We start from the raw sequence: 16677 nt of genomic DNA, 5'->3' as shown, positions 1-16677 counted from the left end.
CTAAATTACTGATTATGAATTTACAAGCGTAATTTTTTCGTTGAAGAACAATCTTAAATCGACAAAGTGGATTTTTTTATAGTTTTACCACTTTAAAATACATTTTTCGGGTATTGAAATCCGCATTTTCAAGAGTTACTTTTTTAGGTAATTTAACCCAGTCATTTCCAACAGCTATTCTAGAAGAAGAATCTTTTATACTGTATTCTACTGGCATATTAAAATTTGGTTCTTCAGTATTCCAGCGTATTTCGATATGTTTTTTTCTTTTACGAACTTCTAGAGTCGGAATCGTTTTATAGCGCAAATACTGATTAAATACAGGTGTTAGGTTAAGACCAGACTCTTTGTTGAAAAAATCTACTACAGTTTGTGTATCGATTATTTTATGGCGGTACGTTTCAGAATATTTTAAAATCATTTCCCACCATTTTGTATCGTTGTTGATGATATGACGAATACTATTAAGTAGTAAAGCACCTTTAGGATACATATCACCACTACCTTCTTTATTAACGCCAAGGTGGCCAATAATAGGGCGATCGTTGCTTACAGCTCTTTTTAAACCATTCGCATAAATCATAGCTTTTTCATAGCCAAATTGACATTCTATATATACAATTTCCGAATACATTGTAAATCCTTCATGAATCCACATATCGGCAATATCACGAGAAGTAATGCTGTTCCCGAACCATTCGTGTCCGCTTTCGTGAATTGTGATATAATCAAAAAGTAATCCAACCCCAGTACCGGATAAATCGCTGCCTGAATATCCTTGTAAATAATGATTACCATACGCTACAGCACTTTGGTGTTCCATACCTAAATAAGGTGTTTCCACTAATTTATATCCGTCTTCTTTAAATGGATAAGTACCAAATTTCGATTGAAAACAATCCATCATAGGTTTCACTTCTTCAAAGTGTTTTTTTGCCTTTTCTTCGTTTGCTTTTAGTACATAGTAATCTAAGTCTAAGCCTTTATAATTGTCATGAATATGTGCATAATCAGCAATGTTAACCGTCATATCGTAAGTGTTAATCGGACTTTTAACTTCCCAATCCCAACGGGTGTAACCGTTTTTTAAGTCTTCACTACCTAAAAATCGGCCATTAGATACATTCATTAAACCATTCGGAACGGCAACTTTAATAGATGCGCCATAATCAGGTTCGTCACTTTGTGTATCTTTTACAGGAAACCAGCAACTTGCTCCAAATCCTTGACAAGCTACACCAATCCATGGTTTATTTTGAGAATCGGTTGTAAATACAAATCCCCCATCCCATGGAGCTCTTTTAGCTATAACTGGTTTACCTGAGTAATAAAATCGGATTTTAGTTTCATTTCCTTTTATTAAAGGTTGAGGAAATTCTATAAATGTGGCTAGAAGTTCTCTTTTGTAATTTAACTTTTTAGAATTGTAAACAATGCTATCAATATTCATGTTTTCGAATAAATCGATTTGAATTTTGTTGGTAGCCTCAACAACTTTAAAGGTGATATCATTATATCCTGAAATTGATTTTTCAACCGGATTTATAGTAATATTTAAATCGTAACGCAATACATCAAATGAAGTTCTTTCAGGTCTTAATCCGCCTTGTAAAGTATCTCTGCGCGTAAAGTTTTCTTTGGCAACGGTAAGTTGTGCCGAAGTTATTTGTAAACCAAAGAAAAGTAAGGATGCGGTAAGTATTTTTTTCATGATGTTTAAAATAAAAAAATCTGCTAGTAGATTAGTAGCAGATTTTGGGTATTGTTACACTTAGGGTTATTATCAGACTTGTATAACGCCTAAATTGAATGGTTTTTCAATAGGAGCATGGTTAGCAGCCTCAATACCCATTGAAATCCAAGTTCTGGTTTCTAACGGATCAATAATTGCGTCAGTCCATAGGCGAGAAGCCGCGTAATATGGCGAAACTTGTTCGTCGTAACGTGCTTTTATTTTATCGAATAATTCTTGTTCTTTTTGAGCATCTACCTCTTCACCTTTGGCTTTTAAAGATGCAGCTTCAATTTGCATTAATACTTTTGCGGCCTGAGCACCACCCATAACAGCTAATTCGGCACTTGGCCAAGCAAAAATTAATCGTGGGTCGTATGCTTTTCCACACATAGCGTAGTTTCCGGCACCGTATGAGTTTCCAACAATAAAAGTGAATTTAGGTACAACCGAATTGGCAACCGCATTTACCATTTTAGCGCCATCCTTAATAATTCCCCCATGTTCCGATTTCGAACCCACCATAAATCCGGTTACATCATGAACAAAGACTAACGGAATTTTCTTCTGATTACAATTCGCTATAAAACGAGTCGCTTTATCGGCAGAATCCGAATAAATAACACCACCAAATTGCATTTCACTTGGTTTGGTTTTTGCTCCAGTAGTTTTTACAATTTTACGCTGATTGGCAACAATTCCAACAGCCCATCCGTCTATACGCGCATAAGCAGTTATGATAGATTGACCGTATCCTGCTTTGTATTCATCCACTTCAGAATTGTCGACCAAACGTTTGATGATTTCCATCATGTCGTATTGCTCGGCTCTTGATTTTGGAAGAATTCCGAAGATTTCGTTTTCATCTAATGCTGGTTTTTCAGCTTTTATTCTATTAAAACCGGCTTTGTCGTAATCACCAATCTTTCCAACGATATTTCGGATAGTATCTAAAGCGTCTTTATCATCTTTAGCTTTATAATCGGTTACACCTGAAATTTCGCAATGTGTTGTAGCGCCACCAAGAGTTTCATTATCAATGGTTTCACCAATGGCTGCTTTTACAAGGTAACTTCCCGCAAGAAAAATACTTCCGGTTTTGTCTACAATTAAAGCTTCATCACTCATAATAGGTAAATAAGCGCCACCGGCAACACAACTTCCCATTACCGCAGCAATTTGAGTTATTCCCATGCTGCTCATAATTGCATTATTACGGAATATGCGACCAAAGTGTTCTTTATCAGGAAAAATTTCATCCTGCATTGGCAAGTAAACACCAGCAGAATCTACCAAATAGATAATTGGAAGTTTATTTTCCATGGCAATTTCCTGAGCTCTTAAGTTTTTCTTAGCTGTAATTGGAAACCAAGCACCTGCTTTAACGGTAGCATCATTAGCAACTACTACACATTGTTTTCCATTAATGTATCCAATTTTAATAACAACACCGCCAGAAGGGCAGCCACCGTGTTCTTTGTACATTCCTTCGCCAACAAAAGCGCCAATTTCAATACTGTTCGAATTGTTGTCTAACAAATAATCAATTCGTTCTCTTGCCGTCATTTTTCCCTCTCCATGAAGTTTAGCAATTCGTTTTTCGCCACCACCTAATTTGATTTTGGCAAAACGTTGTCTTAAATCGGAAAGTAGTAGTTTGTTGTGATCTTCGTTTTTGTTGAAGTTGATATCCATTGTAGAATGTGTTATTAGCTTTTAGTAATTTTTGGTGTGCTAAAATACAAAACCTTTTTTATCTTTGAAAATGTTGAACAGGCAAGTGTTTATTCGATTTGTTAAACATGAATTGTTGTTAAATTAACAATTACTTAACATTGCACGGGTACTTTTGCTGCGATAAATTAACGAAAAATGTCTATAAACAGTATTTTCCAGTTTCTGGTACCGAAAGACAAAAAGTTCTTTCCCTTATTTGAACAAGCTTCCAAAGATTTGATTTTAATGGCTGAAACGTTGCACGAAGCTGTAAATGCCTCTAAAGATAAGCGTGAAGACTACTATAGAAAAATTGAAGATTTAGAAGCAAATATTGAAGAGATTACACATAAAACGAACTTAGAATTAAGTAGAAATTTTATTACTCCATTTGATCGTGAGGACATTCATGCCTTAATTACTTCTATTGATGATGTAGCTGATTACATGCATGGTGCGGCTAGTAGAATGCGTTTGTATCAAGTTGAAAAAATCACGAAATCTATTCGTAAACTTACAGAGATTAATTTAGAAGCTTGTCAGTTAATTGGAGCTGCTATTTTGAATCTTAAGGATATGAAAAACCTGAAGCAAATTGCCGATGCTTGTAAACGTATTAATAAACTTGAAGCAAAAGCAGATAGTGTATTCGATAAAGCAGTAGCAGATATTTTCGAAAACGAAACTGATGCTAAAAACATTATTAAATACAAAGAAGTTTTATCGTCATTGGAAACAGCTTTAGATAAGTGTAAAGATGTATCGAATGTTTTAGAATCGGTTACTGTTAAACATTCTTAATCTGTTCGTCTCATTCGAAAATAATCTTTATGGATTTAACCTTATTAATTGCAATTATTGTTCTCGCATTAATTTTTGACTACATCAATGGTTTTCATGATGCAGCCAACTCAATTGCTACCATAGTTGCAACCAAAGTACTTACACCGTTTCAGGCTGTTGTTTGGGCTGCGGCTTTTAACTTTGCGGCTTATTTTATTTCTAAATTTTGGATTGGAGAATTTAAAATTGGTAATACAATAGCGAAATCGGTTGATGAAAATTTTATTACACTTGAAGTAATTCTTGCTGGTTTAATTGCTGCTATTGTTTGGAATTTACTAACCTGGAAATTAGGAATACCATCGTCATCATCTCATACTTTATTGGGAGGATTTATGGGTGCTGCAATAGCACATGCTGGTGGAATTTCTGAAGTAATTAACGGAGAAACAGTTGATGTAATTAATTACGCAAAAGTAGTTCCTACATTTTTATTCATATTCTGTGCGCCTTTAATAGGGATGACGGTCGCTTATTTTATTACTATTCTGATATTAAATATTTGTAGAAAAGCTAATCCGCATAGAGCAGATAAGTGGTTTAAAAAATTACAGTTGGTTTCTTCGGCATTATTTAGTTTAGGACATGGTGGAAATGATGCTCAAAAAGTTATGGGTATTATTGGTGCAGCCGTTATTTGCTATAAAATAAAATTGAATGATGCATTGTATGTAGCCGCCGAATCAAAAGAACGTTTCAATTTGTTTGTAAACGATGAATTTTGGTGGTGGGTACCGTTGGCTTCGTTCGTGGTTATTGGTTTAGGAACTATGAGTGGTGGATGGAAAATTGTAAAAACCATGGGTTCTAAAATTACGAAAGTAACGCCATTAGAAGGTGTGGCTGCTGAAACAGCTGGAGCAGTAACCTTGTACATTACAGAACATTTAGGAGTGCCAGTTTCAACCACACACACTATTACTGGATCTATCATTGGGGTTGGAATTACTAAAAGGATTTCAGCTGTACGTTGGGGAGTAACCATTAGCTTACTTTGGGCTTGGGTTTTAACCATTCCAGTTTCGGCAGTAATTGCGGCTATTATTTATTATCTTTTTAGAATATTTTAATACAATACAGTTATAAAACAAAAATCCCGATTTAAATAAATCGGGATTTTTTTATTCTTCTTTTTGTCCCATCATCATTAGATAGGCTTTCAAAAATTCATCTAGGTTTCCGTTCATAACACCATCCACATCACTGGTTTCGAAACTGGTACGAACATCTTTTATCAATTTATAAGGATGCATTACGTAATTTCTAATCTGTGATCCCCATTCAATTTTCATTTTACTGGCTTCAATGTCTGCGCGTTGTTCTAAACGTTTTTTTAGTTCTATTTCATACAATTGTGAACGTAGCATTTGCATTGCTCTTTCACGGTTGTCGTGTTGTGAACGCGTTTCGGAACACTGAATTTGAATTCCGGTAGGTTTGTGCAATAATTGAACTTTGGTTTCTACTTTATTTACATTCTGACCTCCGGCACCACTCGAGCGCGCTGTTGTAATTTCAATATCCGAAGGACTAATTTCAATTTCGATAGTATCGTCTACTAACGGATAGACATATACAGATGCGAACGAAGTATGACGCTTAGCATTACTGTCAAATGGAGAAATTCGTACCAAACGGTGTACACCATTTTCACCTTTTAAATATCCAAATGCATAATCGCCTTCAAATTCTAAAGTAACGGTTTTAATACCGGCAACATCACCTTCTTGAAAGTTAAGTTCTTTAATCTTGTACCCTTGTTTTTCACCCCACATCAAATACATACGCATTAACATCGATGCCCAGTCACAACTTTCAGTTCCACCAGCTCCGGCAGTAATTTGCAAAACGGCACTCATACTATCACCTTCGTCTGAAAGCATGTTTTTGAACTCTAAGTTCTCGATATGTAGTATGGTATTGTTGTATTGTTCGTCGAGTTCATCTTCAGAAACATCACCTTCTTTGAAGAATTCAAGCATGATTTGAAGTTCTTCAGTCATTGCATTACCTTTTTTGTAATCTTCAACCCATTTTTTCTTTGAGCGAAGGTTGCGAACTATGACTTCGGCTTCTTTTGCATTGTTCCAAAAATCGGGTGCAAAAGTCTTTTCTTCTTCGTTGCTTATTTCGATAAGTTTTTTATCGATGTCAAAGATACCTCCTTAACGCACCAAGGCGCTCAATAATATCCTTAATCTGTTCGGTATTTACCATAAATAGTATAATTTTATACCCGCAAAAATAGACATTCCTTTTTAGATTATGGAAATAAATTTAGTGAGTGATACGGTTACAAAACCAACACCGGAAATGTTACAATACATGTTTCGAGCTAAAGTAGGTGATGATGTATATCGCCAGGACCCAACTGCTGTAGAGCTTGAAGAAACTGTAGCTGATTTGTTTGGAAAAGAAGCGGCATTGTTTTTTCCTTCGGGAACAATGGCAAATCAAGCTGCTATTAAGTTGCATACACAACCGGGAGATCAGTTGATTTGTGATAAGTGGGCTCATGTTTATTTGTATGAAGCTGGTGGTGCTGCGTTTAATAGTGGTGTTTCGTGTTCCCTTGTAGACGGGAATAGAGGTATGATTACGTCGTTACAAGTTGAAGAACATTTAACCGATCCTGAATTTTATCATAATCCGAAAACTTCATTGGTTTGTATTGAAAACACAACAAACAAAGGAGGTGGAGCTTGTTATGATATTGAAGAATTAAAACGAATTAAACAGGTTTGTACAGATAATAATCTGAAGTACCATCTGGACGGTGCTCGTTTGTGGAATGCTTTGGTAGCGAAACGTCACCATCCGAAGCAATACGGTGAGTTGTTTGATACGATTTCGGTTTGTTTGTCGAAAGGTATGGGAACTCCAGTAGGCTCATTGCTTTTAGGTGATAAAGAAACTATACATCGTGCTTTGCGAATCCGAAAGGTATTAGGAGGAGGAATGCGTCAAATTGGGTATTTGGCAGCTGCAGGGTTATACGCATTACAACACAATGTGGGTCGTTTAGAAGAGGATCACAGAAGAGCTAAAGAAATTGGGAATCTACTGCAACAATTGTACTGGGTTAACAAAGTTGAACCTGTTGAGACAAATATTTTAATTTTTTCGATTAAACCTCAGTTTGATGAAAAAATACTAATGGAAAAACTAAAACAAAAAAGGATTTTTATTAGTTCAATGGGACAAGGTAAATTACGAATTGTAACTCATTTAGATTACAAGCAAGTAATGCACGATTATGTGATGGAGGTTTTACAGAAATTAGAAATGTAATTAAAAATCGGAGCTGGCTTCAAACGTCATTATTTCTCTAGTTTCTGGATGTTTGAATTCAATCCATTCGGCATGCAAATGAAGTCTGTTTGATTTTGTTCCGTATAAATCATCTCCAAGAATAGGGCAATTCAATCCTAATGAATGGGAAGCATGTACTCGTAATTGATGTGTGCGTCCAGTTATAGGCCAAAAATGAATTTTGGTTTTGTTTTCTTTTTGCTCAACAACTTTCCATTTTGTTTTGGCGGGTTTTCCATAATCATAACAAACCAATTGTCGAGGTCTGTCTTCTAAATCTACACGTAATGGCAAATCTATTTCGCCTTCAGTATCTTTAACTATTCCATTAAGTAAAGCCGTGTAACGTTTTTTTACTGTGCGTTTTATAAACTGACTTTGAAGTGCTTTATGAGTATCTTTGTCTTTAGCAATTAGCATCAGTCCTGATGTCGACATATCCAGACGATGTACAATAAGCGGACCTGTTGCATTTGGATATTTTAGCTTCATTCGTTCATAAACCGAATCCTGAATTGCAATACCTGGAACCGATAAAAATTCTGCGGGTTTATTAATTATAGCCAAAAAGTCATCTTCGTAAAGTGTTTCTATTTCAACACCTTCAGCTGGATTTTCAAGCATTGGATTTTCATCAACTTCCAAACCTTGAAGCATATGTCCGAGTATTGGTTCACATTTTCCTCGACAAGCAGGGTAGAAGTGACCGTGTTTTCTAATTTCAGATTTTGGCGCTTGACCCCACCAGAATTCGGCTATACAAATTGGTTGTAGGTTATGAAGAAAAGCATATTGCAATAATTTAGGAGCAGCACACTCACCAGCTGCTGCAGGAGGTTTTATTTGACTGGTTTTTTGAAAAATATCGAACAGACTTTTATTTTCACCAAGCGCATTTAAGAAACTATATTGTTCAAAAAGCTGCTGTTGTAGCGCATTTGATTTTTGTTTTCGTTCTTCTTTCAGATTTTCAATTTCATTTTCAAAATGATTTATTTTTTCTTGAAAATCATTGAGATGTTCTTCCCATTTACGAACAAAATCTTTTAAAAAATAGGCTTGTTTTAAGCTTTCTTTTTTAAGTTCTTCGAGTAAGTCTTCCAGTTTAACACAATCCATTCTATTAGCTACAGCCTTCTCACGCTTTTCTTTACGTTCTTTTTTAGAAGCTTTTATTTGCGATTTATAATCAGCAAGTTTTTTATCGAAAGATGTTTTTTCATTAACCAGAAAACGTTTTAAATATAAATACTCGGGGTTGTTTTCGAGTATTTCAATTTTATGATTGATTGCATTAAGAATTTCTTCTTCACGCTTGAAAAAACTATCTTCGGTAAGCATATCAAAAACCGGAGGAACAAAAAGAGTGTGCTTGTTTTGGCCGGCTAATTTCCCTGAAAAAGCAGCTAAATACCCAATTTCGTTTAGATTGTTTTTTACCACTAATACGCCAAACATCTTTCCAATTACGAGTCCGTTTTGATTTTCCTTTAATCCAAAATTATGCTCCCATTCCGATTGTTCCACTAAGTACTTTTGAAGTTCGTTAGCCGCTAGAACACTTAATGGGTGAGGTTCATAGTAAAAAGGAAAAGTAAATCGTTTCGGTAATTCGAACGACGAAACATCCTGTTTAAAAGGAATAAAATGAGCGGGTATTTGTGTAGTAGAATTCAATTATTTAAACATATCCATACCAGGAATACTTGGCATGCCTTCTTTAGCTACAGCTCCCAATTCAGCTTCGTTTACATTGGTAGCTTTTTCAATGGCTTTGTTTATAACTAGAATCAAATAATCTTCTAATTGTTCTTTGTCTTGTAATAAACTGTCGTCTATTACAATAGATTTTATCTTTCTGTTAGCAGTTAAAGTAACCTTTAATTGTCCGTCATTACTTTGTTCATCAATAAGAACGGTATCTAATCTTTTTTTAGTTTCTTCAATTTTTTGTTGGGTTTCTTTAAGCTTACCCATCATCCCCATAATATCTCCAAACATGTTAATAATTTTAAAATTAATGGAACTGCAAAATTACTAAATTGCAACCAATTTATGAGCTCTTAAAATGAAAAAACAAATTCTGATAAACTGTCTGTACTTTATTTTTTGCGGCTCATTAGCACAAAACAAACCTTTGAAAATGACAAACACTATAACAGCTCCAACAGCTGCAGTAAAACCTAAAACATTAGAAAAGCACGGTCATGTTCGTACCGATGATTATTATTGGTTAAATGAAAGAGAGAATCCCGAAGTAATCGATTATCTGAATAAAGAAAACGATTATTATAATGCAATGACGGCTCATACCAAGCAATTTCAAGCCGATTTGTTTGAAGAAATGAAATCGCGAATTAAAGAAGATGACAGTTCTGTGCCTTATTTGTATAACGGTTATTATTATATTACACGTTATGAAAAAGGGAAAGATTACCCTATTTATGCGCGTAAAAAAGGAAGTTTAGAAGCGGCTGAAGAAATCATGTTCGATTGTAATGAATTAGCAAAAGGACATGCGTATTTTCAGTTGGGCGGACTTAACATTAGCGAAGACAATAAATGGTGCGCTTTTGGTGTAGATACGGTTTCACGTCGCGAATATGTTATTCAGATAAAAAATTTAGAAACCGGCGATATACTTCCTGTTAAATTAGAAAAAACCACAGGAGGTTCTACTTGGGCTTCAGACAATAAAACGTTGTTTTATACTAGAAAAGACTTGGTTACACTGCGTTCTGAAAAAATTTACAAACATAAATTAGGTTCAAAAGCAGATGAAGATCAGTTGGTTTATCATGAAAAAGATGATACTTTTTCGGTTTATGTTTACAAGGAAAAATCTAAAAAATATTTAGTTATCGGTTCTAGTAGTACTTTGACATCGGAATATCAAATTTTAGAATCGATTAATCCTGATGGAAAATTTAGAGTTTTTCAGAAAAGAACACGCGGTTTAGAATATACGATTTCTCATTTTGGCGATAGTTTTTATGTGGTAACAAATAAGGATAAGGCAGTTAATTTTAAAGTAATGAAAACTGCTGAAACTAAAACAGCCAAAGAAAACTGGGTTGATTTAATTCCGCATCGCAAAGAAACTTTGGTTGAAGGTATCGAAATTTTCAAAGATTATTTAGTTGTTGAAGAACGTAATAATGGGTTGAATAAAATCCGCATTATACCTTGGGCAGGAAAAGGGGAGTACTATTTGCCTTTTGAAAGTGAAACTTATACCGCCTATACAACAACTAATGTTGATTTTGATACTGAAATTTTACGTTATAGTTATCAATCGATGGCGACACCTTCCTCGGTAATTGATTTTAATATGAAAACCAAAACCAAGACAATCTTGAAGGAACAAGAAGTGCTTGGCGGTAAATTCGATAAAAACAATTATACAGAAGAACGTATATGGGCAACCGCACAAGATGGAACTAAAGTACCAATTTCAATAGTTTACAGAAAAGGCATTAAAAAAGATGGCACTAATCCGTTTTTGTTATATGCATACGGATCGTATGGGTCATCTATGGATCCTTATTTTTCATCTATTCGTTTGAGTTTATTAGATCGCGGATTCATTTATGGTATTGCTCATATTAGAGGTGGAGAAGATTTGGGTCGCGAATGGTATGAAAACGGTAAATTATTAAAGAAAATAAACACGTTTACCGACTTTATCGATTGTTCTAAATATGTAATTGAACAAAAATATACTTCAGAAAAACACTTGTATGCCGAAGGAGGCTCTGCAGGTGGATTATTGATGGGAGCAATCATTAATATGGCGCCAGAATTATACAATGGTGTAATAGCTCAAGTTCCGTTTGTAGATGTTGTAACCACAATGTTGGACGATTCAATACCGTTAACTACCGGAGAATATGATGAATGGGGAAATCCTAACGAAAAAAAATATTATGACTATATGTTGTCGTATTCTCCTTATGACAATGTAAAAAGACAAAAATACCCTAACTTATTAGTTACTACCGGTTTGCACGATTCACAGGTTCAATATTGGGAACCGGCGAAGTGGGTGGCTAAATTAAGAACCATGAAAATTGGCGATAGTCAATTGTTTTTAGATACCAACATGGATACGGGTCATGGCGGGGCATCCGGCAGATTTGAAGCCATTAAAGAAGTAACAAAGGAATACACTTTTTTGTTAGATTTGGAACGAATAACGAAGTAGATAAAGTTTTTTTTATACATTTGCAAGGTTGTGAATGTCTCAAAAAATATTTATATTCACATCTTGAGTAATTTATTTTTTATGAAAGAAGAAATAAAAGCCTATAATAACGTATTGGAATTAATAGGAAATACGCCCCTAATAAAACTTAATACGATAACCGAAGGACTAAAAGGTAACTTTTATGCAAAAGTTGAAGCCTTTAATCCGGGACACTCTACTAAAGACAGAATTGCTCTTTATATTATAGAAGAAGCTGAAAAAAGAGGAATTTTAAAGCCTGGCGATACTATTATTGAAACTACATCGGGTAACACTGGTTTTAGCTTAGCAATGGTAAGCATTATTAAAGGATATGATTGTGTTTTGGCAGTAAGTTCAAAATCATCAAAAGATAAAATTGATATGTTGCGTGCAATGGGAGCTAAAGTTTATGTTTGCCCAGCACACGTTTCTGCAGATGATCCTCGCTCGTACTATAATGTTGCAAAGCGTTTACACGAAGAAACCAAAGGTTCGGTATATATTAATCAATATTTCAACGAATTGAATGTTGATGCACATTATAAAACTACTGGTCCAGAAATTTGGGAACAAACGAATGGTCAAATCACACATTTTATTGCATGTAGTGGAACAGGAGGAACTATTTCGGGTACTGCACGTTATTTAAAAGAGAAAAATCCAAATATTAAAATTTTTGGAGTTGATGCTTTTGGTTCAGTATTGAAGAAATATCATGAAACCAGAGAATTTGATAACGATGAGATTTATCCATATAGAATTGAAGGGCTAGGGAAGAATTTAATTCCAACAGCTACAGATTTCGATTCTATTGATAAATTCACTAAAGTTACAGACGAAGAGAGTGCACATACAGCGCGTGAAATTGCTAAAAAAGAAGGATTATTCGTTGGATATACTTCTGGTGCAGCAATGCAAGCCATTAAGCAATTTGCTGAAGATGGTGAATTTAACGAAAACAGTAATGTAGTTGTTATTTTCCCAGACCATGGATCACGTTACATGAGTAAGGTATTCAGTGATGAGTGGATGAATGAGCAAGGATTCTTTGATAGCATCAATGCTGAAGAAGCTCAAAAAATTGAATTTATAAAATAGACATCTTTGAAAGTTAGACTTCTTAGATTTTTTAGAAAAATACTTAGATAAAACTCCGAATTCTCGGAGTTTTTCTTTTTATATACTTTCCTGAATTCAAATATTGCAAAAAGGTATTTCAAAGACATAAAAAAACTCCATTGTTAAATGGAGTTTTTTTATCTATTTTTCTAAAAATCTAACTTTCTAAGAAGTCTAAGAAGTCTGAGATATCTAGAACTTATTCCTGCATCGTGTGGAAAACGTTCATTACATCATCATCTTCTTCAATTTTCTCTAATAATTTCTCAACATCAGCAACTTGCTCCGGAGTTAATTCTTTTGTGATTTGTGGAATTCTTTCAAATCCAGACGATAAAATTTCCAAGCCACGATTTTCCAGTTCTTTTTGAATAGATCCAAAACTTTCGAAAGGAGCGTACATAACGATACCATCCTCGTCAGCAAAAATTTCTTCAACGCCAAAATCAATCATTTCTAATTCTAACTCTTCAACATCTTGTCCTTCTGCCGGAATACGGAAATTACATGTGTGGTCGAACATAAATTCTACAGACCCCTGTGTTCCCATTGTTCCGTTACATTTATTAAAATAACTTCTAATGTTGGCAACAGTTCTGTTATTGTTGTCGGTAGCGGTTTCAATTAAAATTGCAATTCCGTGTGGTGCATAACCTTCAAATAAAACTTCTTTAAAGTTGGCTGTATCTTTATCAGTTGCTTTTTTAATAGCACGCTCTACGTTGTCTTTTGGCATATTAGCAGCTTTTGCATTTTGCATAACTGCACGTAAACGGGAGTTAGTTTCCGGATTTGGACCTCCTTCTTTAACCGCCATTACAATATCTTTACCAATTTTAGTGAACGTTTTAGCCATTGCTGACCAACGTTTCATTTTTCGTGCTTTTCTAAATTCAAACGCTCTTCCCATTTCTTAAAAAATTTATTGAGATTGCAAAAATAATAAATACAATAAACATTCTTTACATGGAATTTAATCTTTTTTTAATTGAGAAAAATAGTATACTTTCGCGCCAATTAAAAAAAACATCATGAAAAAAATTTTATGTTTAGGACTATTATTCTCTAGTCTTTTTGGTTTCTCTCAAGTTAGAGAAAAAGGCGCTATAGAATTAACTCCGATTATTGGTTATGCCACGTCTAACTACTATGCTGTTGAAAAGTTGTCAAATGATCCAGTTTCATCCATTAACTTTGGGGTAAATGGGGATTATTATTTTCATGATCGTTGGAGTTTACGTTCTGGATTGTTGTTTCAAAGAATGGGAAGTGAATATGGCGCTCCAGAAATTGGATTAGCCAAGACAAAAGATAAATTGAACTATTTAACAATCCCAGTTAATGCAAATTGGCATTTTGGAAGTACTAGAAAATGGAATTTGAATTTTGGACCAAGTCTTGGATTTTTAATGTCAGCTAAAGCTAATGATCAAGATGTTAAACAGTATATAAATTCTTTCCAACTGGGTTTAAATTACGGAATTGGATATAAGATTCAAGTTAATGAAAAAGTTGGAATTTTAATGGATTATCAAGGTATGTCGGGTTTGTCTGAAGTGCCTAAAAATGGAGATATAAAATTTAAAAATGTCTACAGTACTTTTAATTTGGGATGTGTTGTTAAACTTTAATCCGAGTGAGTAATGATAAATAAAAAAGCCGATTAGTACTAATCGGCTTTTTTATTTATAAGTTCGGGCTAAATTATTTTTTATAAAAAGGAAGTTTAACCACTTTTGCCTTTAAATCTTTGTTTCTGATTCTAATGTAAATTTCAGAATCTGGAGTAGACAGGGCTGTTGGAACATATCCTAGCCCAATTGCTTTTCCTAAAGATGGTGATTGTGTACCAGATGTTACAATTCCTATTACGTTTCCGTTAGCATCAACAATTTCATAATCATGACGTGGAATTCCTCTTTCCAACAATTCAAAACCAACTAATTTACGACTAACTCCTGCTTCTTTTTGATTTTTAAGATTTGCTGAATTGGTAAATTCTTTATCGAATTTTGTAATCCATCCTAAACCAGCTTCTAAAGGTGAAGTTGTATCGTTAATATCGTTTCCATATAAGCAGAAGCCCATTTCCAAACGCAAAGTATCGCGTGCAGCCAATCCGATTGGTTTAATTCCGAAAGCAGCTCCAGCTTCAAAAACTTTGCTCCAGATTAACTCTGCATCTTCATTTTTGAAATAAATCTCAAAACCACCAGAACCAGTATAACCCGTAGCAGAAACGATAACATCTTTTACACCTGCAAATTCTCCAATTTGGAAAGAATAATACGGCATGTTGATTAAATCGATTGATGTTAACGATTGCATTGCTTCAGCAGCTTTAGGGCCTTGTATTGCAAGCAATGAATAGTCGTCAGAATTGTTAATCATTTCTACACCCAAATCATTATGAGAAGCAATCCAATTCCAGTCTTTTTCAATGTTAGAAGCATTTACAACCAACATATAGTGATTATCTGCCACTTTGTAAACGATTAAGTCGTCTACAATTCCGCCGTCGTTGTTAGGTAAACACGAATATTGTGCCTTACCATCAACTAATTTAGAGGCATCGTTAGAAGTTACTTTTTGAATTAAAGCTAATGCATTTTCACCTTTTAAAAAGAATTCTCCCATGTGGGAAACATCAAAAACACCAACTCCGTTACGAACTGTTTCGTGCTCGATGTTAACTCCTTCATATTGAACAGGCATGTTGTATCCTGCAAACGGAACCATTTTAGCTCCTAAACTTTCGTGAACGTGCGTTAATGCTGTATTTTTCATTTGATGTTGTATGTTTGTTTTTCGGATGCTAATGTATTGAATTTTTACGGAGTGTCAAAGTAGATAACCATTCATATTTTGTAAATTTATGCTATGGAAAGACATGTTTTAGTAACACAATCTGAAGCAAAAAGTCGCTTTAAAATCATAGACCAGAAATCACACAAAGGAATTCAAGGTCATGCGCTTATTATTGGTGGATGTTATGGTAAAATGGGCTCGGTATGTTTGTCTGTAAAAGCGTGTTTAAAATCAGGTGTAGGTTTAGTTACGGCTTATATTCCAAGATGCGGTTATGAGATTCTTCAAAGTGTTGTACCTGAGGCAATGGTTTATACTGATGACTATGATAATCGTATAACGTCAATTAATTATTCACGCCCGTTACAAGCTGTTGGATTAGGAATAGGCTTAGGAAAACATACTGAAACGCAACAAGCTTTATTTCATTTTCTAAAATTGAATACGACTCCATTGGTTATTGATGCCGATGCTTTGAATATTATTTCTGATAATAAAGAATGGTTAGAGATTATCCCCAAAAAAACAATTATTACACCGCATTTAAAAGAATTACAAAGGTTGATTGGTAATTGGAATTCGGATGAAGAAATGATTGAAATAGTTAAAGTATTTTCGAAAGAATTTGATGTTATTGTTGTGATAAAAGGAGCACCAACACATATTGTTTATAAAGATTTGGTTTTCGAAAATGCTACTGGTAATCAAGCTTTGGCCACTGCAGGAAGCGGAGATGTTTTAACTGGCATTATTACAGGGTTATTAGCCCAAGATTACGAAGCTATTGATGCTGCTATTTTGGGAGTTTACCTTCATGGTTTAACAGCCGATATAGCTGTTCCCGAAACCGGATATCATTCGTTTATTGCTTCAGATATCATTCGTTATTTAGGAAAAGCATTTTTAACTTTAGCATAAT

The 16677-nt window shown here is 34.5% G+C and carries 14 protein-coding genes; 7 read left to right on the top strand and 7 right to left on the bottom strand.

All coding sequences use genetic code 11. From position 1 onward, the window contains the following. Positions 1 to 76: 76 nt before the first annotated feature. Together ACZ1JT_RS00445 and ACZ1JT_RS00440 are read right to left on the bottom strand one after the other, a co-directional pair. Positions 77 to 1711 carry a M1 family metallopeptidase gene (locus tag ACZ1JT_RS00445; RefSeq protein ID WP_465094207.1) on the bottom strand — a complete coding sequence of 545 codons (1635 nt, stop codon included), beginning with the start codon at positions 1709 to 1711 and terminating at the stop codon, positions 77 to 79. 72 nt (positions 1712 to 1783) lie between these two features. After that, positions 1784 to 3427 (bottom strand): acyl-CoA carboxylase subunit beta, encoded by a 1644-nt coding sequence (locus tag ACZ1JT_RS00440; RefSeq protein ID WP_465094206.1) that lies wholly within the window; start codon positions 3425 to 3427, stop codon positions 1784 to 1786. 177 nt (positions 3428 to 3604) lie between these two features. Here ACZ1JT_RS00440 and ACZ1JT_RS00435 point away from each other — a divergent pair, with 177 nt between their 5' ends. After that, entirely contained in the window at positions 3605 to 4249 is a 645-nt protein-coding gene (locus ACZ1JT_RS00435; protein ID WP_465094205.1) for a DUF47 domain-containing protein, read from the top strand. 29 nt (positions 4250 to 4278) lie between these two features. After that, positions 4279 to 5361: an anion permease gene (locus ACZ1JT_RS00430; protein WP_465094204.1), complete on the top strand. Its 1083-nt coding sequence runs from the start codon at positions 4279 to 4281 to the stop codon at positions 5359 to 5361. Positions 5362 to 5412: 51 nt separating this feature from the next. On the opposite strand, the gene prfB is transcribed toward ACZ1JT_RS00430, so the two are convergent. Then, positions 5413 to 6508, bottom strand: a protein-coding gene (gene prfB / locus ACZ1JT_RS00425) for a peptide chain release factor 2 (protein WP_465094203.1) whose coding sequence is annotated in 2 segments (ribosomal slippage) — positions 5413 to 6444 and positions 6446 to 6508 — 1095 coding nt in all. Because the reading frame shifts where the segments join, the coding sequence is not laid out codon by codon here. A 48-nt stretch (positions 6509 to 6556) separates the two neighbouring features. Between prfB and ACZ1JT_RS00420 the strand changes: the two genes are divergently transcribed. After that, positions 6557 to 7582, top strand: a complete 1026-nt coding sequence (locus ACZ1JT_RS00420) for a threonine aldolase family protein (protein ID WP_465094202.1) — start codon at positions 6557 to 6559, stop codon at positions 7580 to 7582. On the opposite strand, the gene ACZ1JT_RS00415 is transcribed toward ACZ1JT_RS00420, so the two are convergent. Both ACZ1JT_RS00415 and ACZ1JT_RS00410 read right to left on the bottom strand, forming a co-directional pair. Then, positions 7583 to 9280 carry a pseudouridine synthase gene (locus ACZ1JT_RS00415; RefSeq protein ID WP_465094201.1) on the bottom strand — a complete coding sequence of 566 codons (1698 nt, stop codon included), beginning with the start codon at positions 9278 to 9280 and terminating at the stop codon, positions 7583 to 7585. After that, positions 9281 to 9604: a YbaB/EbfC family nucleoid-associated protein gene (locus ACZ1JT_RS00410; RefSeq protein ID WP_465094200.1), complete on the bottom strand. Its 324-nt coding sequence runs from the start codon at positions 9602 to 9604 to the stop codon at positions 9281 to 9283. Positions 9605 to 9671: 67 nt separating this feature from the next. Here ACZ1JT_RS00410 and ACZ1JT_RS00405 point away from each other — a divergent pair, with 67 nt between their 5' ends. Beyond that, complete coding sequence (locus ACZ1JT_RS00405; RefSeq protein ID WP_465094199.1) at positions 9672 to 11807, top strand: S9 family peptidase; 2136 nt, start codon at positions 9672 to 9674, stop codon at positions 11805 to 11807. An 81-nt stretch (positions 11808 to 11888) separates the two neighbouring features. After that, positions 11889 to 12929 (top strand): PLP-dependent cysteine synthase family protein, encoded by a 1041-nt coding sequence (locus ACZ1JT_RS00400; protein ID WP_465094198.1) that lies wholly within the window; start codon positions 11889 to 11891, stop codon positions 12927 to 12929. Between the two features lie 220 nt (positions 12930 to 13149). Here the strand turns inward: ACZ1JT_RS00400 and ACZ1JT_RS00395 are convergent, their stop codons facing one another. Then, entirely contained in the window at positions 13150 to 13860 is a 711-nt protein-coding gene (locus ACZ1JT_RS00395; RefSeq protein ID WP_465094197.1) for a YebC/PmpR family DNA-binding transcriptional regulator, read from the bottom strand. 121 nt (positions 13861 to 13981) lie between these two features. Between ACZ1JT_RS00395 and ACZ1JT_RS00390 the strand changes: the two genes are divergently transcribed. Then, entirely contained in the window at positions 13982 to 14581 is a 600-nt protein-coding gene (locus ACZ1JT_RS00390) for a porin family protein (protein ID WP_465094196.1), read from the top strand. A gap of 73 nt (positions 14582 to 14654) precedes the next feature. Here ACZ1JT_RS00390 and gcvT read toward each other — a convergent pair whose 3' ends face one another. Beyond that, a complete protein-coding gene (gcvT, locus tag ACZ1JT_RS00385; protein WP_465094195.1) occupies positions 14655 to 15737 on the bottom strand; it encodes a glycine cleavage system aminomethyltransferase GcvT in 1083 nt (360 codons plus the stop codon). Between the two features lie 93 nt (positions 15738 to 15830). Between gcvT and ACZ1JT_RS00380 the strand changes: the two genes are divergently transcribed. After that, on the top strand, positions 15831 to 16676 hold the full coding sequence (locus ACZ1JT_RS00380) for an NAD(P)H-hydrate dehydratase (protein WP_465094194.1): 846 nt from the start codon (positions 15831 to 15833) through the stop codon (positions 16674 to 16676). The last annotated feature ends 1 nt before the right edge of the window (position 16677 follow it).

The sequence above is a fragment of the Flavobacterium sp. IC2-16 genome, from assembly GCF_055521455.1.
This window is presented reverse-complemented; position numbering and strand designations above follow the sequence as displayed.